Raw genomic sequence first — 20,970 nt, 5'->3', positions numbered from 1 at the left:
CTGATGAATCTATTACAAAACCCCTGTATTTCTAATGCTATTTTATTTTATACACCTTAAAGTTATCTGCCGTCATGTGGTTGTTAACTGTTCTAAAGCCGAAATAACCAGATGTATAAGGGTTGGCGTCTTCCAGTTCTGCCAACAAAACGTCATCTCTAAAATACTGAATAATACCGTCGTTCGCAATAATTTTGATGTGATAGGTTTTATTAGGCTCTAGCATGTATTTAGAATCCTTTAAATCGTGTTGCGGTAACAAAGGGCGTTCACCATTACCAACATATCTTCTAAATCGAGTTGTTCCATTATCGTTACCACCAACTCCCATATAATAAAGTTTCAAAGAGTCATAATTTGAAAATTTACCACCTCTTTTTTCTGAATTAGCGAATAAGTTATTTGGGTTTTCAGGATCTGTAGCCATCCAAAAACAATTTAAATCGGAAACACGATCATTTGGACCCCCGTTTTTAATCATAAATACATCGTATTCAATCATAATCGGACCTTCAAATTTTTTATTTAACCAAACGGTACACCCAGAAACATCATCAATTTCTAACTTACTGTTTTTTACTTCTACAGTTCCTTTTGGCATTTGTTCAACTACCCAATTATCCAAACCGTTATCAAAATTTTCTTGAAAAATCAACTCGGTTTTTAAGGTTTCGCCTTTAATACTTACTGTACTTTTTTTACTGGAACAAGCACTTAAAAAAATCAACAAAAGAGATACCATACATATAGCAGCTCCTTTAATTTTATTTAATTTTAAAAAATTCATTTATTTTATTTGTTTAATTAATACCACACTCCATGGGGTAAGTTCTTGATTGATGGTTAACACACCATTTTTATCTGCTTTCAAATAAACGGTTTTCATGGTATTTGCATAATCTTTCATTACTTTAATTTCTTCTCTTGTAGGTGGTTCTGGTTTACCCACTTCTTCCCAAAAGTTATGAATATTCCCGTGGTCTTTATCTAAAATTTCTACTACAAAATTACTTCCTGCTTTTAATCCTTTTAAAGTGAAATTAAGTTTTTTAGCAGTTCCCGTTTCACGTTTATCTGAACCAGCGGGTACCGCATTTTCATATTCTTTAGGATAATTATAAGCTAAAGCAATAATGTTATTATTCTTAGAATTTTTGCTAACGAAAAGATAATCATCTTTATACAATTTTTCATCACCTAATTGATGCAACATGCGGTATGCGTGGTAGGATGGTTTTACCAACCCTTGAAAATTAATCATCCCAAAACCACCGTGAAAAATGCTTGATGCGCCCCCTTTTTCTTCAAAAATATCGGTAAATGTCCATAATGCTAATGAATTTGTTAACCCAATACAATCTAAATTTGATTTTACAATATAAGTAGCAGCTGGAAGTCTATCGTGCATAGGATCTCTACTACTCGGGCTTGTATGCCATTCCGTAAGATGCAATTCCACATTTGGAAAATTGCTTTTAGCAATGGTACTTTTTAACCATTCTAAATCATCTTTAATAGAATGCACATAACGGGTAAGCCCTTTTCCTTTTCCTGTTTCAGGATTAAAGGCATAATCGGTTGGATAAGGATGTGTACTAATAAAATCGACCGGTAGATTTTCTTTTTTACAATATTTAAGAAAATCTTCTATCCATACGCCATGCCATTTCAAAGCATTGATGTCCTCTGTATTAAAAACAGCTTCAGACACTTCATTATCGGTTGTTTCACCAGCAAAACGGGCATCTGGAACAAAATTACTTGTTGATGGGCCACCAACTTTAAGCCTATTATCTACAGACCTAACCGCTGTTACAGATTGTTTATATAATTCAAAATATTGTGATTTAGTACCATCCCAAAATAAGGTATAAAGGTTTGGCTCGTTCCAAACTTCAAAATACCAAGTCAATACTTCATCAATGCCATAACGGTCTACACAGTGCTGTGTGAAGGCTTTTACCAAATCGTGAAATTTCTCAAAAGACGCGTCGTTCGGGGTAATGTTCGCTTTCCACCAAAACTGGGTTTTACCACCTTCTGCAGCCATACTTGATGGGAAAAAGGCCAATTCTACAAACGGTTTTACGTTTAAATCTAGCATACGATCGAACAAATCGTCAATATATTGCCAATTGTAAATAAGCTTGCCTCTTTCTTCCACAATAGGAAACATATCATCATGAAAAAGCCCGTGGAAACGCACGTATTCAAATCCGCAATTTTCTTGAACTTGTTGTAATTGTTCTAACCAACCTGCACGCAAGCCTTCATTAGCGCGTCCTGCTCCCACCATTTTACTCCAGTAATGGTCGAATTTTTCGCCATGCTTTTGAACATCAATTTGAATGCTTTTTTGCGCATTCGTGATTAAAGTGCTTCCGAAAATTAATCCTAAAATAAGTTTCTTTAAAATTTTCATTCTTTTTTATATATATTCTTAATTGTTTAAAATGATCGTATTAATTGATACGGGTTGAACCTCTACACTCACTAGTTGATTACCTACCTTTATAGTTACTGTTTTTAAATCTTTCTCCGGGTTATTAAGCAAAACCAACGTACGCCCATCTTTTAACTGGAACGCTAAATGGTTTTTTCCTTCGGAAGATTTTAATAACTGATCGCCTGGTTGTACAAAATGCGATAGGTGTTTAAATAAATAAAACTCATCGGTATAGGTTATGGCTTTTGAATTTTTATCGATAACCACCATCGAGTTTTGAGGCCATCCCCAAGCACTTTTTCCTGTTTCGTCTAAAACCATGTTCCAGTACATGTAAGATCCAGCCCCATTATTGAAATAGTGAACCAAATCGCTCCATGATCTTTCAACCGAAGTCCAATCGTTTTCATGTTCACCACATTTATTTTCTGTTTGCATCAATTTTAAATCTGGAAATTCTTTATGAACGGTTGGAATGGCTTTTGCGCCTCCCCACTGAAACCCTACACCTGAAATGTGCTTAGCCGCCGTTTTGTATTCCAATATTGTTTTTACATAATTAGGATTACTTGAATTAACAGTACCCAGCCAAATCTCCGTATCTAATTTATCATTTCTAAATTGAGGTCCCAGAAATCCATCAATAAAATAAGCCATATCTTCTGGTCTCCAAGTACAACTTGGCCAGTTTGGTTGAAAAGCAATTTCGTTTTGAGGCATGATGGCGAACAACGGAACGCCCGCTTTGGCATACGACTGAACAAATTTTGAAAAGTATAAGGCATAAGCTTTTAAGTAACGTTCTTGCATTTTGAAGGCCGTAGCGTTATTATTAATTTCAGCTCCAATATTCATTTTATTCCCCTCTTTAGCATTTTCAAAATCACCACTTCTCATGGCATAATGCTCGTTTACTTTCATCCATGCTGGTGGCGACCATGGTGATGCCCAGATTTGTAAATCTGGTCGCACTTTTAGGGCTTCTTTTAAATACGGAATTAATATATAGCGATCTCTATCTATATTAAAATCGCGCATTTCGAAATCCTCAGGAACATCGTTACTTGAATAATAACTTAATGAGTAATCTGAAGCACCTAACGGAATTCGGCACATTGAAAAATTACAGCCTTCTTTTGAAAATAAGGCATCCATAACTTCTTGCGACCCTTTTGTGTCTAGCGCTTTAATGGCTTCCCAGCCCAACTCGTTAAATGCGCCACCAATACCATCTACTTTTTGTAATGGACTATCGGTATATACAGTAATATCTGGCGTAGCAGTGCCATTGTTTTTTTTAATAAACTTTTTGGAATTTACCCAACGCAGAGACGCTGTAGTGTAAACCAACTCTACTTTTTGAGCAAAAAGCGTATTAAAAGAAAAGCACAAAGCAGCCAACAAAAAAGATTTTGAAATGGCTTTAAATGTTTTGTTATTCATCATGGTTAAATATCTATTCTGTTGAAAAAATTATTTTTCTGTTGAAAATACGGCCGCTGGCAAACCTTCTTTATTGTATAAATTAGCACCTTCTGGATAGCCAGCCCAAGCATAACGCACGTTAGTTGGATTTGAAACTGCTGCATTCCAAACTTCAATTTTATTTTTTGAAATTATTTTGGCTTCGGCGGGTTGCCATTTACCATCTTCACCAACTATTTCAAAGGTTTTTAATGGCTCGTTAACTGAAACTGCTTCATTTAGAAGATGCTTATTGGCGACGGTTAAACCAGAACCAACTTCGGTAAATTGTAACTGTATTTTGTTTCCTTTTACTTTTTTCGATTTGTATAATGGACCACTTACCGCATCCACTTTTTTATTATAATCTTTTTCTAAAGCCCAAAGTGCCAATCGTTTCCCTGCATCCATTTTATTGTGTGGGTGTATATCACTTGCTTCACCAATATCGTACAAAACAGCCATTCCTGTATTTGGTAGTTTTAAGCTTCTTCTTAATTTATCGTTTACGGTTGCCCAACCTTTATCAGCTTCATCATTTGCTCTTTCACAACCTGCTAATTGCACCCAGTAAAATGAAAAATCACCTTGATTCCAGTCAGATCTCCAACCGTTTATCATGGCAGTAAAATAATCTTCATATTCATTAGGCATATACACCCCATTACTTTCACCTTGGTACCAAATGGCACCTTTTATAGCATAAGGGATTATCGAATTCAACATACCATTGTATAAGGTTGCAGGAAGTTGCATATCATCCTTTGGGTGTTTGGTAGGTTTTGGTTTGTTGCCTTTCTCTCCTTTTTCTTTCCAAATGGCTAAAGCATGCTCATAATCGGCATCCACGTAATCTTTAGCATCCATTTTTTTTATGGTTTCATTAATTTCCTTTCTAGTGGCTTCAAAATAATCTTTCAGGTCTTTGTCTAACATATACGTTTCTTCCGAAATCCAAGGTTGCACGCGTGTACCACCCCAAGAACATTCCACCAAACCAATAGGCACATTTAATCGTTTCCTTAATTCTTTAGCAAAGAAATAACCCGTTGCCGTAATTTTATTTACTTGATTTGGAACAGCACTTATCCATTCTCCTTTAAATTCGGTTTGTTTTTCGAATAATGAGGTGTTTTGAAGCACTTCTATATGCCGAAGTTGGTCATCATTCGCATTGGCAACTTCGTTTCTTATATGTTCAACTAAAGGCTGATACTGCGGTTCCCTGGAGTCGTTCAAGAATTTTCCTAAGGCAAAATCCATATTGGATTGTCCTGTGCACAACCAAACTTCGCCCGACAACACATCGTTTATTACTATTTTGTTTTTCCCAGAAATAGTAATGGTATATGGGCCACCAGCTTTGGGTGTTTGTAAATCTACGCGCCATCTACCATTTGCTCCAGTGACTACTGCAGCAGTTTTACCCCAACTGCCTGTAACCTCAACTTTTTCGTTAGGATCTGCCCAACCCCAAACAGGAATTTTAGTATCACGTTGTACTACCATGTGGTTGGAAAATATGGCATTAACTTTTACATCGGCAAACAATGCTTTTGGCAAGACTGCTACTATAAAAAGTAATATTTTAACTTTTAACTTCATCAAAATTAAATTAAGAATTGAATGATTTTATGAATGATTTGATTTACCATGCAATTTTGCAATAAATTTAGATTAAGTGTATAACTAATTATCCATATACTATAAACGATGGTTCATTTAGCTATACTTCTATTTATATTTCTTTTTTTTGAGATAATTTTTACAGAATTATGCCGAAATAAAAAAAAGAGTCTGCCTGAAAAGTGTATTGTATTTACTTTGTCTGGTTGAGCTAGTCGAAATCGATATTTATATCAATAAGATAAAATATTTCGACGAGCTCAATATGACTCAGAATAACACTTTTCAGACAGACTCTTTTAAAAGAATGACTAATTTTTTAAAAACCTATTGTTTTACAATACGTTTTGTAAATGCAGCATCTTCCACTTGAACTTTAAATAAATAGATACCAGAAGCTAAGTTAGAAATATTAACTTCTGAAGATGTACCACTAATAGTTTGGCTTAATAAAGCTCTACCGTTTAAATCGTAAACACCTACACTTGCATTATTAAGTTGTTTGCTTTTTATTGAAACAATACTGTTTGTTGGGTTTGGATAGATACTGAAACCTAATTCTTGTTCTAGGTTGTTTGTGCTTAATGTGCCTTCTACAATTGTAAAATCTTTCCAAACATCTGCTGCTTGATACAAAGCACTTGAACCTGTTGGCACATATAATGTAATACCGCTAACTGTTAAATTTGTAAATACAGAAGTATCAATTACCGGAATAGCACCAGCTGTATCCCAGTTAACTTGAATGCCTGTTAAAGACGTACAATCCTGAAATGCGTTATTTCCTATACTAGTAACAGTCGCTGGAATATCTATAGATGGTATTACACTTGTTCTAAACGCAGAACCACCAATAGTTACCATACTAGGTATACTAATTGATGATAACGTACTATTTGCTAAACCATGAAATGCAAAATTACCTATAGAAGTTGCTGCTGCAAGATTAGCAGTTGTAAGTTTTGGACAATTAAAAAACACATTTTGAGTTTCAATGGTGACAATATTCTCAAGGTTTATTGTTTCTAAATTCACAGCTCCACTAAACGCATCGCCTTTTAACACCGTTACCGAAGTAGGAAGTGCCACAGATGTTACGGTAGTATTATCTAAAAAGGCACCATTACCAATGGCAGTAACACTATACGTATTAGCATCACCATCTAATTTTGTAACAGTTGGTGGTACTGTTATAGCTGTTAATGTACTAGACGCTACTTCTACCTGTAGATTATCAACACTTGTTACTCTATACTCAATGTCATCTATAGTAAATAAGGTTCCAACTGGATCTAATGGTTCTGGTGGCATTGTTCCTTCTATAATATTATTAACATGAAATAGATTCCATGGCGCCGTAGTTTCATAAGTTGATTTTTTTCCTGATGGTACATATAATTTTACCGTACCTTCTGTTCCAATAGCTATATTTCTAAAAAAATTTGCTGGGTCTACCGTAACTTCAGTAGCAGGATCTTGCCAATTCACTTGAACTGCAGTTAAGTTTTGAAGTCGTCCTAATAAAATATTTCTAATCGTTGTTACAGAACTTGGAATATTAAACCTACTAATACCTCCTGGCCCAATAACTGAATTATAAATCGCACCTGTCCCTATTTCTATAAGAGAAGGAAATTCCAGCTTTGTGAGAGCTTTACAGTTATTAAAACAGTAATTCCCTATATAAGTTACATTTGATGTGCCTTCTATACTCGTTAAAGCGGCACAAGCTGCAAAGGCTTTAATTTCTAATCTCACGACATTTGATGATAGTACTACAGTAGTGATACTTGAACTCTCAAAAGCGGATCCTCCAATTGAAGTAACATTGTAAGTTGTTGTGGTTGCAGCATCTGTTGCCGTATCTGGTATCACTATATCAGCCGTTAAGGTACTTCCTGTAACTGCAGCTTCATTGGGCGCAACACTTGTTACCTCATAACTATAATCGCCATCAGTAAAAACGTCTCCTACCGTTTGTGCACTAAGCGTTGTTGTTACCAATAAGGCAACAAATAATTATAATGTTTTTTTCATAATAAAAAAGTTTTAGTTGTTATGCTAAAATCTTAAAAAAACTATAAAAAATCTATAAATTATAGCCCAAACCCTATAAAAAAACGCTCATTTCTTATTAATTTAAGTTAAAAGGGAGAAAAAAGTATATTTAAAGAAAGTTTATTACTAATAGAAGTTTATTAAAAAAAAAGAGGCTATCTGAAAAGTGTATTATATATACTTATCAGACAGCCTTCTGTAAATGAATGATTTACTAAAAACCTATTGTTTTACAATACGTTTTGTGAATGCAGCATCTTCAACTTGAACTTTAAATAAATAAATACCTGAAGCTAAGTTTGAGATATTAATTTCTGAAGATGTACCACTAATTGTTTTATTTAATAATTCTCTGCCGTTTAAATCGTAAACACCTACGTTAGCATTATTAAGTTGTTTGCTTTTTATTGAAACAACACCATTGGTTGGGTTTGGATAGAAACTGAAACCTAATTCTTGTTCTAGTTTGTTTGTGCTTAATGTAACTACACCATCAGTAATTATACCAAATTCTGTCCAATATGCGGCTAAGTCGTAAGCACCTGTTTTACCTGAAGGAACATTTAAAGTAGCACCTGGTAGATTTGTACCAGCAGCACCATCATCTACAAAACTATTAAACGCATATTGATTTATAGTTATTGGTGTATCATTCAAAACTGTTACAGATGTTAATTTTGTACATTGTCTAAAAGCATTATTTTCAATTGTAGTTAATGAAGCTGGGAGTTTTATAGATTGAATTCCAGACTGTCTAAATGTAACTCCAGGAAGTACGGTGAAATTAGATGCAGAAAAATCAACAGACACTAAATTAGTAGTACTTCTAAAAGTATTGGCACCAATTGTTGTTAACGTACTAGGTGTCACTACTGACGCAATTGTAGTATTATTCTGAAAAGCACTTGTGGCAATTGTAGTGACTGTATAAGTTGTTCCCGAATCATCTACTGTAGATGGAATTAATACTGCTGCCAAAGTACTTCCTGTTACCTGAACATCGGTACCAGAAACTATCGAATAACTAATATTATCAACAGTAAATTGCGCGCTCATTGTTGCTGTTACCATTAAGGCAACAAATAATTGTAATGTTTTTTTCATAATAAATAAAATTTTTAAGTTAATGCTTAAAATTAGTGTTTTATCTGGCTTTATTATATAAATTATCATTCAAATTTTATAAAAAAAAGTTCATTTTGCATGAATTTTCGTTAAAATAATGTAATAAATTTAAATATTGTTTTTACTAAATAAAAAAAAACCGTTTCAACAATATATTGTTGAAACGGGTTTTAAAGAATGACTAATTTTTAAAACCTATTGTTTTACAATACGTTTTGTGAATGCAGCATCTTCAACTTGAACTTTAAATAAATAAATACCTGAAGCTAAATTTGACATATTAATTTCTGATGATGTACCACTAATAGTTTTATTTAATATTACTCTACCGTTTAAGTCGTAAACACCAACGCTTGCATTATTAAGTTGTTTGCTTTTTATTGAAACAACACCATTGGTTGGGTTTGGATAGAAACTGAAACCTAATTCTTGTTCTAGGTTGTTTGTGCTTAATGTGCCTGCTACAATCGCTTTAAAACCAAGACCAAACCAATACGCATTTGCCTTATAAGCCGTTACATCTGCCTCTGTTGGCACATATAAAGTTACATTACCCAAAGTTGAACCAGTAAAAGTAGGACTAAGCGTTGTAGGATCGACAACATTCCAGTATAAAGCTGTTAAAGCAGGTAAACTATTAAAAGTATTTGAATTCACAGAAGTAAGACCTGAACCTATACTTAAAGTAGTCAAAGACGTACTATTTATTGAACTATCCCCAAGAGAAGTAATACTTGGAAGTGCAAGCGTAGTTATAGCATTAGAACTTCTAAATGATCTTTTACCAATAGTTGTTACTTTCGAAAAATCAACAGAAGTTAAAGCCGCCATTTCACCCATGGCACTTTGTGAACTAAGATCCGTTATGTTACCTGTATTTATAGATTTAACTGCACTACAGTTTTGGAAACAAGATTGCCCGATTTTTGTCACTGTACTTGGCAAAATAACAGAAGTAATAGGGTTTCCGTAAAAAGCCTGTTGAGGAAGTTCGGTAATTGTTAATGCCGATAAATCTACAGAAGTTATGCTTGTATTTCCTGCAAATGCTTGCCATTCAAGACCCGTTACATTATAGGTTATCCCTGCAGACGTTATACTTGCAGGTATTACCAAAGCACCAATAGCAGTACCGTCTGTGCCAGAGGTAGCTCCTTCGTTAGCATAATTCCCGGCATTCACAGTTTCTAAACCTACAGCGTCATTGGTAACCGTATAAAGTACACCATTAATATTAACTGTACCTCCAATTGCTACTACTTGAGCTTGAATTGTAGCTGTTGCAAAAACAACCATGCATAATAATTGTAATGTTTTTTTCATAATATTTAAAGTTTTAGTTATGCTTCTAAAGTAGTAAAAACATATTGTTAACATGTAAACTATCACCCAAAATGTATAAAAAAACGCTCATTTTATATTAAAAAAAATGAACGTTTAATATTAAGTACTTAAAACACTTTATTTTAAAAATAAAACAAAGTTAGTGTTTAATGATTTTTTTAATGACAACCTTACCTTCATTTTCTATTTTGGCAAAGTACAATCCACTTGTAAAATTGCTTATATCAAGTGCTTGATTGTTGTTTTCAATGGCTTTTTTCAAAAGTAATTTACCATCTATGTTGTAAATTTCAACCGAAGCACCTACACTTTCAGTAATTCTGAATACATCTGAAACTGGGTTTGGGTAAATTTTAATATTGTTTACCACTTCATTGTTAACACTTAAAGTGCTTGTACCATAAACTTCAACCTCGGCAAGGGACAAGCCTCGATCTGAAGTTTTTGATACCCTTACAATTTTACCTGTAATATTTCCAGTATCTATGGTTAATGGGCGGACTGATGGATAGTTTGCGTAAAATTGGGTGAATGTAACATCTCCATGAGCGTTTAAAACTTCTACGGTAAAGTTGTTTAAGTCATTTATGTAATTACTACCTGTTCTACCATAAATTACAATCTCCCAAATGGCCTTGTTTGCACCTAAATCTACTTGCCACCATTTAAGGGTGTTAGATCCATTGGTTCCGTGCGCGGTATGGGTTACGGAATTACCACCAAAATTACCATTGGTATTACCATCGTTACCTCTACTGGCTTCTCCACTATAATCTGTAGTTGATTGCGACGCAATACCTCCGTTTGTAGCTAAGGCTAAATTGGTTAATTCGGGAATATATTGAGTAAATTGAAACCAATCTAACTTAAATAAATACCCACTTGTTCCTTTAAATATAAAATATAAGTCGTGAACTCCTGTGATAGGATTTGAAACCGTGCCAGAAAAACTATTATATTGGTTCCAATCTCCCGTATTTTCGATAGTTACCGTTGCGAGTATATTACCATCAATGGCATCACTTCTTATTTCAAGGGTGCCACCCGTTGTAGCCGAAGCAGCTAAAATGTTAATCGTGTTGTAAACAGTATCAGTTCCAAAGTTGACATTAGGGAATTTTATATAGTCTGTATTTTCAATATTGCTAACTACTTTGTTAAAAACGGAAAGGTCTTCAACAACAACACCTGAGGAATCGCAGAAATCTTCTGCATTTACGCGAGCAAAAGGATTGTCTATGCTTTTTCCACACGGATCTTCAGCAAAACGAAGCATATCTATATTGAATAATTCCCCAGTTTGACTTCCTGTATTTGCTACAAAATAAACATTGGATAAGCCATTAACCGCCTGGTTTAAATCCGCAGAAAATGTTTGATAGGTTGAGTAACTACTTGTGCTGGAAATAGGAATCGTAGCTAATAATGTTCCTGTTTGGCTTCCTTGCCTCACTTCTAATGAAACATCGTTTTTAACCCCAGATGCTTTAACCTCTATTGAGACCACACCCGTTAAATCGATAGTATTAAAACTTAACCAATCTCCTGCATTGATATCAAAAACCTCGCGTTCATTAGAACCTCCAGCTATATCTTGTATGGCAACACCAAACATCGTATCATAACATTCTGCCTGAAGGTTATCTGCTGTGTTGTCACATGGCCTATCATAATCGCAAGTGGTTGAATTTGTAATTGTATTTCCAGAGCCATTATCAGTAACAATACCACAAGTGGTTACATTATTATTAGTGGCATTATCTCCTAAAACAATAGGATATTGTGTGTTGTTAATAAGAGTGACATTATTTGTGTCGCGATATGCTGGCTCTTCTCCGGAGCCTTCTAAAAACCGATGAGCGTATCTTTTTCCACCTATTAAAATTTCTATTTCGTTATTAAAAGACGTTGTGCCATCGTGAAGCGTAAAATTATGGTTAGAACCGCCCATGTATAAACTTGGGGTATTACCTATTTTGTCCACATAATTATCTAGCAAAGTAAGATCTGCTGTAACACCACTTCGTGAAGCATCTTCAGAATACAAAGGTCCAACTGATGCATCCCCTCTGCTATTAACAATGTTTCCATTATCTCTTACCCAAAAACCAGATTCACAAGCTAATGCCGTACAATTAGTTACATTTTGAGTTCCTCTACCTAAACCTAAGGTAACACCACTTCGCATTTTTATAATAGTACAATTAATAACGGTTGTATTATAAACAGTTCGTTCGTACTCTACTCCATCAATTATGGTGGTGCCTCCATTATAATCACGTATGCCATCTTCATGTAGACTAAATCTGTAATTATTAGTTAAATTTCTTAAATCGTAACCCCAAACAGTTAAAAAGTTAACATTATCTGCTGGACTTCCTGTTCCTTCTTCCGCTAATACCTCGGCAATGGTTCTTAATTCTCCTTCTACATGACAACCTTCAATTAAAGCATCGTTTGCCGCTTGCATGAAAATGCCATGACCATAAGATCTATGGATAAATGTACAATTTTTAAGGTGGTTCGAGTTTCCTCTTACCAAACACGCACTATGTTTATGATGATTAATTACAGAACCTCCTCCTTTTCCAAAAATATCTCCGTATCCATAAGGATAAGAACCTTTTACGGAAACGTGAAATCCTTCAACACGATTATTGGCACCATCTATTACAATGTTAGTGGCTCTATCAGCAGGCGCATCATTTACAGACCCATCATCAACCATCGTTAAGTTCAATAGCACGTTATTATTTCCAATAATTTGAATTTCTCGTGTATCATTCACGCCAAATGCGCTTAAAATTTCTGTCTTAAAATTTATGGTTACTCCTGTAAAATCATACGTGCTATTATTTCCTGAAAAAAGAAATACGGCGTATTGTGTTGAAGCAAGTACCCCTGGAACTACTGATCCATAAGTTCCAGCAGTAATATCGGCAGCGGTAATGGTATAAGTGCCTGGTGCTACTTTTACATTTGCATTGTCATCATCCAAATAAGGCACTAATTCCTGTAATGTGTTTAATATTGTTTGAGCTTGTATATTACCCACCCAAAGAAAGAGGACAGGAAAAATTAATATCAGTTTTTTCATTTTCTTACAATTTAATTAGTTTTTTCACTATGGTACCTTGATTACTTGTGAATTTTAGGAAGTGAACTCCAGAATTAAGTTTTTCTAAAGAAATGACTTTTTCGTTTTCAGATATTTTAACTGTTATTTCTAAAACACCTTGAATATTATAAATTTCCAAAGATGTATCAAAAGCATTACTAATATTAACGGTATTAGTGGCGGGATTAGGATATAGTTTTACATTGCTATTTGTTAATTTGTTCTCACCTTTACTTAGCGTACCAACTCCAATATTAAAATCAGTCCAAACAGCTGCGGCCTCATAAAATGCTGCTGTATTGGTTGGCACCAATAAATTTATACTGCTTAAGGTTAAACCAGTAAACAAATTACTTACGGTGGCGCTAGGAATAGCACTAGATGTTGTCCAGTTTACTTGTACATCTGTTAAACCCGTACACCCTCTAAAAGCTGCAATGCCCATGGTTGTTACCGTACTCGGAATATTAATAGAGGTGATGGACTTACAATCTCTTATCATTTGAACTGGTAAAACAGTCCATTCACTAGGAATAGTAAAAGATGTGATTCCTGTATTTCTTAAAACACCATCACCAAAAGTCACCGTACCAGGAACAACTACCGATGTAATTTTAACACAGTTATAAAAAGCATAATTGCCAACACTTACGGCATTTGTTAAATCTAATGGTGCTAAGGCTAACTCAGAACAGCCACTGAAACTATTAGATCCGTAGGTTACAATGTTTGTAAGGTTTATAGTTTCTAAACTGGTACATAAAGAAAAAGCATCATTTCCTACGGAAGTGACTGAACTAGGAAGTGAAACCGATGTCATAATCGTCTTTGCAGTAAAAGCCGAATCACCAACTGAAACAACACTGAATGGTATCGAGTTATTATTGGCAACCGCTGGTATTACTGCAGTGGCAGTTTCTTGTCCAGAAACAAATCCTGTTACTTTACATTGATTGGGGTTTGTGCCTAAAACAGTGTACGTATACATGCCATCATCAAAATTTAAATTTGCTATACCTACACACGAATTGGTGATAACGGTATTTCCGGTGCCATCATTAATAACCGAACCTGTTGTATTAATTGTACTCGCACTTGTAGTTGAAAGGATTTCTATGGGCATTTCGGTACAGTTGTTTAAAGTAATACCCGAAGTTGTTTCCGATCCTAAAGGCGAAAACGGATTGGTTCCAGCAGGTCTGGTGGCTCCTACTAAAATTTTATGGTCTTGTGTTCTGGTTTCGTCGTTCCACTTGGTTAAAGTCACTTGATGGTTAGTTCCCGAAATAGTTGCTACAGCATGAACGATAGTTGTTGGAAGTGTTGGCATTAACTCCAATTCTACCTCCGTATCCGAACCACTTAAATACAATAAGGGGCCGTTAACCGCATCGCCACGGCTATTTTCAACTTTACCTTCCGTGATATTAAAACCTGATTCACATCCGGTTGCTTCACAATTTTGAATTAATATGGGACCACCAACTTCTAAAGCAAAACCAACACGTGCATTTCTAGCAGTACAATTTATAAGTGTTACCCCTGCAGTATCGAAACCTTCTGCTCCTGAACCATAGGTACGAAAGCCCACTTCGCTTAGCGATTTTGTGTAACCTGGGGTAATAACGCTATTCCCTTCATAATTTTTATATACAGCTTCAAAGTTCAAATTAAAAGCAGGCCCTGAAGTTTCAGCTAACATGGCATCGGTAGTTCTAGTAACCGCTTCTGCATAACAATCTTCAAAAAGCACATTACGCCCACCTTGAACAAAAAACAAATGCCCAAATGATTCGGAATATATAGAGCAACCTTTAATAGTTACATTTTTGCCACCTACTAATAAGCCACTGTGTTTTCGCATAGCCACTAAACTTCCGCCACCTTTACCAAGCAAATCTCCATAGCCATAAGGCGAAGACCCTTTCATATTCAATGTTACGTTTTCAACAACCGTATCATCTCCAGATACCACGAACGACTGACCGCCACTGGCAGTAGGTTCATATCCTATATCTGTAACTGTTAATCCTTTAAAATTTATGTTATTACCTGTTAGGTGAAATTCAATAACATTTCCCCCTAAATCGTTTAATAAAGCTGTATCCACATTGATGGTTACTCCGGTAAAAACAAATGTATTATTACTTCCGCTGAAACGAATCATGGCTCTTCTGTCATAAGCATCGGCAGGTGTAACGTTGGCTATAACCGTTGATGACGATAGGTAATCTGTCATATTATAAACACCAGGGGTCATAGTAACTGTTTGATCTGATTGAGCCGCCACTGTAGCTAATTCTGCTACACTTGTAACTGTTACTTGTGCTGAGACACTAAAGCATGTTAAAAGGAAAAATGTCCAAAAGAAAAAATAATTTCTCTTTGAAAAATTGAACTCTTTTTTACAAATTGAGGTGTGTAGTTTTGTTATCATAAATTTTTAGTTTAATTGTATTGTAAAATTAATCCATTAGAATATAGAAGATTATAAATTATAATGCATTCACTATAAATTATAGGTTAATTCAATGAAAAAACGCTAGCATATTGGTCATAATACAAAACAAAAAACCCTTGATTAAAGTTTTTTTATTCAAGGGTTTTGTTAATCTGATGAAATATAATGCGCCTTAAAAGGGATTTGTTTTATTCCTTTATTACTTTTTTAGTAATTGTTTTATTTTGATCGCTATAGCGTAAAATATATAGTCCACTACTTAAATCTGATAATTCTAAAACAGTTTCCGTTGAATTTTTAAAATTTGCTTTTTTTACTACTTGGCCTGTTAGGTTATACAAAGTAATAACTGCTTTGTCATTAAGGTCTGCCTTATTTAAAGATACATGAAGTTCATCTTTTACCGGGTTAGGATACATGCTAAAACCTAATTCTTGTTCTATCTCTTTTGTACTTAATGCAGAAGCTTCATTTATTGGAGCAAAATTTTGCCATACAGCAGCGCTTTGATAAGCTGTTTTTGTTGTTGCAGGAACTGTTAATGTGACACCTGAAAGCGTTACATCATTAAATACATTATTACCTAAAATTCCTATATCTACTGGTGTAGAATTTTGAACTTCTACAGATGTTAAGCTAAAACATTCTCTAAAACAATTAAGTCCATAAGTAGTTAAAGAAGATGGAAGAATTACTGATTGAATTGCAGAACCTCTAAACAAAACATTAGGAAGCGCTATAAGTGATGTAGATGCAGAAAAATCGGCAGACTTCAAGTTAGTTGTACCTCTAAAAGTACCATCATTACCAACAGGAGCTCCAATTTCTGTTAGTGTACTAGGTGTTACTAATGATGTAATAATTTTATTATTTAAAAAAGCAACACTTCTAATTTTAGTGACAGTATATATTTCTGAATATATTGGATCTACTGCTGTAGCGGGTATATTTAATGCTACTAAAGTACTGCCTGTTACGGTTACCTCGTTAGGATTTACAGATATTACTTCGTAACTAATTTCACCAGTGGTAAAAGTATCCCCTACTTTTAAACCTACATTACTAAAGTCGCAATTTGAAACTGCGACGACTGAATTATTAGAACCATCATCAAATATGGTTCCGCAGGAAACCCCACTAATGTTTGAGCTTCGAGCTTCTAAAACAAGGTCTGAAGAGGTTTCGTTACTAACATAGTTATCAGAAGCCGTATATGTAATTTGATATTCTAAATTTGAACCCGGTTGGTGGCGAATGGAATTTAAACCACCACCTATTTGGATTTTTAAAGATGGGTCTATAATACTACCATCGCTAGTAATCTTATAAGTACTGTTTTTTCCTGCTATTGATGCAATTCTTCCCTCGCCGTTATAAGTTGTTGAAAGCGTCTGAATTATTTTAACTTCCATATCTAGATTGTTTTCAGATACATTAAATGCAGGTCCGTATGATATATCTGCTGTACAGTTTTTAACAATCCCGCCATCAAAGGCACTTTCACTACCTATGGATATGCAATTTTCAATAGTTTCCGTTCCTGATGCTTGGTGTAAACCATAAGCGGTTCTCATGTATTTTACAGTACAATTTTTTACCGTGGGATCACTAGTTTCACGCGCATACGCTACCCCATCAATTACGGTATTACCCCCATTATATGCTCGTATTCCTGCTTCTCCAAGACTCATCATAAATCCAGCAGGTAGTTTGTAACCCCATACTGTATCAAAATTAACTAAATCTGCAGGAGAACCTGTTCCTGCTTCAGCAAGCATATCATCGGTACTACGCATTTCTCCTTCCACATAACACCCATCAACATATGGACGTTCTGCAGCTTGAAAAAATATGCAATGCCCATACGATCTATGAATAAACGTAGAGTTTATTACTTGGTTATCTCTACCACGAACTAAACAAGCACTATGTTTATAATGTTTAATAACAGGACCTCCTCCTTTTCCAAAAGCATCTCCATAACCATACGGAAATGATCCTCTAATAGTTGAGTGAAAACCTTCTAATCGGTTTTCCTTACCATCAATAACATAATTTATAGCACTGTCTCTTGGAACTGAATCACCTTCGTCTACCAAGGTTAAGTTTTTAAGCACGTTATTGTTTCCAACGATGTTAAACTCATAAACATCAAAGTTACCAAATGCTCTAAAAACGGCTGTTTCTACAATAAATGTTACATCAGTAAAGTCAAATGTATTATTGTTTCCTTCAAAATAAAAAAGCACTTTTCGGTCGTTACTTCCATAGGTAACCGTCGTAGCACCAACAGCAGAAGTGACTCTATATACACCCGGCGTCATGGTTAGATTTATATTGCTATCGGCAAGGTGCGACTTTAATTCAGCTAATGAACTGACTGTAACATCAACCTGGGAATAAGACGCCGAAGCGAACAATAATGATAAAATAAAAAATATGCTTTTAAACGAAAACATATTTTTATGTAATTTGATTTGTGGTAATTTCTTTTTCATAATTCATAAAGTTTTTGACTAATTAAGTCGTTAGCAATTCTTTGTTTAATCTTTTATAATTTTTTTTGTGGTGGTATGCCCCTCTTTAACAATCTTTACTACATAAAGTCCTTGAGATAGATTTTTAATGTCAATAGATTGCTTGTTGTTTTCTATGTTGTTATTAAGCACTAATTCACCTAAAATATTATAAACCTCAACAACTGCATTTATGCTATTGGTAATAATGAAATTATTAGTAACAGGGTTTGGATATATTTCAACATTGTTTTTTTCAAACTTTTGATTAGATAGTACGGTATCTACACCATAAACCTCAACTTCTGCAAGAGATAAAGCCGAAGATGATGTTTTAGAAATTATTATAACCCTACCTACAACACTTCCTGTTTCAATACTTAATAATGGAGGGTCAGGTTGCTCGGTGTAAAACTTACTAAACGTTATGTTGCCACTGGCATCTTTAACTGTAACCGTAAAATTATTTAATCTATCTCCATAATTACTACCTGTTCTATTATAAATATTAATGGTTTCTATCTTATAATTGGCTTGTAAATCTACTTGCCACCATGGTTCTGGATCTGCTACAGCATCTGCTGAAGTATGTGTTACAGACCCACTATTATAATTACCATCTGAGTTACCATCTATTGCTAACCCTGCAACAGCCGTGGCATAAGTTGATGATTGTGTAGCCATACTACCATGTGAAGCCAGAGCAAGATTGGGAATTGTTGGTGTTGCTTCAATAATATTAGAATTGGTTATTTTAGAAGCTGCATCTGTAACCTCCACCCAATAATAATAAGTTTCACCGTTGTTTACAGTCGTATCTGAATAGTTTAAACCGCTTACATTTTCAGCAATTAATGTTTTGCCAGATTCACTTAAATAGGCGTTTCTGTAGATATTTTGAGTTCCTAATTCTAAGTTATCTAAAGTCCAGGTTAAAGCTACCGATTTGTTACCAGTCGAAGCATTTAAAGCTACCTTAGGCGGTGTTGCTTTAAGCTGAAACCAATTCACATTAAAAAGGCTGCCTGTTGCTCCTGTAAAAACGAAATATAAATCTTTAACACCCGAAAGTTTCGGGATAGCTACCGTAACGGTTTCCCAGTTTTGCAAACCTCCTGTGTTTGATACAGCCAAAGTTCCAATTAAATTTCCTGTTGGGCTATCAGTTCTAAGTTCTATACTTCCTCCTGTTGTATTACTAGACACTCTGGCACCCAATTGAGTGGCACCAGCACCTAAATCTATAGCTTCAAATTTAAGCCAATCGCCATTTTCAATAGCGGTTACGTTAGCTGTTCCTTCACTGCTTGCTTCTGTTTCAACGCCTAACATCACATCGTAACACTCTGCTTCAATAAAAGAGGATTGTGATAAATTACAAGTATCTACAGCATCTTCAGTCACATTAAAAATATAGCAATTCATACTTTCACCTTTTACCGTTGGAATGAACGTATTGCCGGAAGCGGTGTAGGTTGTTGTAGAACCTTCAATAGGTGTGTTATTGGTCCAATAATGTGTAGCCACCTCACTTGTAATGGTAGACTGATCCATAGTTATTGGCATGGTGTATTCAGAGGTGCCTTCATTTATAACCCAAAGTACTATTTTATCATCTTTTCTAAAAGTAATGGTATAAACCTTTGAAACAGCATTTACTGAAGACGTAATATAGGTATGATTTAAAATATTATTAGAAAATTGTTTCATCATATAGTACCCTCTAAGCCTTCTACCTTCTCCCGAAGAAGGAAAATATATAGCTCTGGTTTCTTTATCGATACCTCTAGACCATATTTCAAAATAAACTTCACCACTTAAACCAGCTTCATATCTTTCAGCTTTTTCAATATATTCATCTATTTGTTTATACATTTCTCTTTCTACCCCATAGGTTGGAGACCCGCTACCTGTACTGGTTTCATCATCGTACATGGGTTTACCCAAAGCAACCGACTTCTGGATAATCTCTACCCACTTTTCAGGGGCTTCATTATCGTAATTGTGGCTACAAAAAGAGTCATATAAATCTTTAGTCCCTAAGTCTTCTACATTGTTTAAATAGGTAATTCCTTGAGAAATACTCCAAAAACCTTGGTCTGAAATTAAAGGCTTCTGAATACCTCGTGCATCTAATTCGGTATATAATGTATTAATAATGTCTTTGGCTTCTGATGCTCTCACATGCCACATCCATTCTTTTGCCGTTGAGAGAATAGAAATTGGCACCCCTTGCTGACTCATATACTCGCAGTAATCTGCTAAAAACTTCCCATATTTTACAACATCGGTTGCTTTTGTGCTGTAAGTTTGTATCCAATCTGGCATATTATTATCATCGCCATACCCGTCATAATCAGATCGCATGGTTCCAAAAAACTTAATATTGGGGTTAATAGCTTTAATAGCCTGCATGGTAGCCACTTGTTTATTGTAAAACGACCAGTTTTTAACGCCCTCTGTTATTTCTTGGTTTTTATCATATTGAACCCTACAAACGTTAAAATTAATATCACCAAAACCCCATTGAATAATGTCTGCTTTATTCTGAGCATTTTGAATAGCTGAAGAACTGCGTTCCATATCGCCCCCTATCATATCGATAATTTGCTTGTAATTGGTTGAATTTACTGTAATAGACTGAGCTGTAATTATATAACCGCTCATCAATAATACAATGTAAACAGTACTCTTAATAAACTGAAGTATATTTTTATTAGTTTTCATGTGCTATGCTATTTTTGGTTGTTGGTAAATTTTATAAATTGAATAGTTTTTTTTAGAAAAAAGGTTAACAATAGCATTCCATATT

At 34.8% G+C, this 20,970-nt stretch carries 11 protein-coding genes; all 11 read right to left on the bottom strand.

What is annotated here, in order from left to right; genetic code table 11:
* Nucleotides 1-37: 37 nt before the first annotated feature.
* Nucleotides 38-787 (bottom strand): DUF6250 domain-containing protein, encoded by a 750-nt coding sequence (locus EV196_RS10630; RefSeq protein ID WP_132217732.1) that lies wholly within the window; start codon nt 785-787, stop codon nt 38-40.
* Nucleotides 788-2,422, bottom strand: a complete 1,635-nt coding sequence (locus tag EV196_RS10625) for a GH39 family glycosyl hydrolase (protein WP_132217731.1) — start codon at nt 2,420-2,422, stop codon at nt 788-790.
* Nucleotides 2,423-2,440: 18 nt separating this feature from the next.
* Complete coding sequence (locus EV196_RS10620) at nt 2,441-3,892, bottom strand: glycoside hydrolase family 30 protein (protein WP_207902857.1); 1,452 nt, start codon at nt 3,890-3,892, stop codon at nt 2,441-2,443.
* 27 nt (nt 3,893-3,919) lie between these two features.
* Nucleotides 3,920-5,515, bottom strand: coding sequence for a sialate O-acetylesterase (locus EV196_RS10615; RefSeq protein WP_132217730.1), 1,596 nt, complete (start codon nt 5,513-5,515; stop codon nt 3,920-3,922).
* Nucleotides 5,516-5,863: 348 nt separating this feature from the next.
* The gene (locus EV196_RS10610; protein ID WP_132217729.1) at nt 5,864-7,540 is read right to left on the bottom strand and encodes a leucine-rich repeat domain-containing protein; all 1,677 of its coding nucleotides are present in this window, start codon (nt 7,538-7,540) and stop codon (nt 5,864-5,866) included.
* A 276-nt stretch (nt 7,541-7,816) separates the two neighbouring features.
* Nucleotides 7,817-8,698 carry a leucine-rich repeat domain-containing protein gene (locus EV196_RS10605; RefSeq protein WP_165876143.1) on the bottom strand — a complete coding sequence of 294 codons (882 nt, stop codon included), beginning with the start codon at nt 8,696-8,698 and terminating at the stop codon, nt 7,817-7,819.
* Nucleotides 8,699-8,914: 216 nt separating this feature from the next.
* Complete coding sequence (locus EV196_RS10600; RefSeq protein WP_165876142.1) at nt 8,915-10,042, bottom strand: leucine-rich repeat domain-containing protein; 1,128 nt, start codon at nt 10,040-10,042, stop codon at nt 8,915-8,917.
* Between the two features lie 160 nt (nt 10,043-10,202).
* On the bottom strand, nt 10,203-13,160 hold the full coding sequence (locus EV196_RS10595; RefSeq protein ID WP_132217726.1) for a carbohydrate-binding protein: 2,958 nt from the start codon (nt 13,158-13,160) through the stop codon (nt 10,203-10,205).
* Between the two features lie 4 nt (nt 13,161-13,164).
* Nucleotides 13,165-15,618: a leucine-rich repeat domain-containing protein gene (locus EV196_RS10590; protein WP_132217725.1), complete on the bottom strand. Its 2,454-nt coding sequence runs from the start codon at nt 15,616-15,618 to the stop codon at nt 13,165-13,167.
* 212 nt (nt 15,619-15,830) lie between these two features.
* Entirely contained in the window at nt 15,831-18,140 is a 2,310-nt protein-coding gene (locus EV196_RS10585) for a leucine-rich repeat domain-containing protein (protein ID WP_132217724.1), read from the bottom strand.
* Between the two features lie 45 nt (nt 18,141-18,185).
* Entirely contained in the window at nt 18,186-20,885 is a 2,700-nt protein-coding gene (locus EV196_RS10580; RefSeq protein ID WP_132217723.1) for a carbohydrate-binding protein, read from the bottom strand.
* Between the last annotated feature and the right edge of the window lie 85 nt (nt 20,886-20,970).

This window comes from Mariniflexile fucanivorans (genome assembly GCF_004341235.1).
GTDB lineage: Bacteria > Bacteroidota > Bacteroidia > Flavobacteriales > Flavobacteriaceae > Mariniflexile > Mariniflexile fucanivorans.
This window is presented reverse-complemented; position numbering and strand designations above follow the sequence as displayed.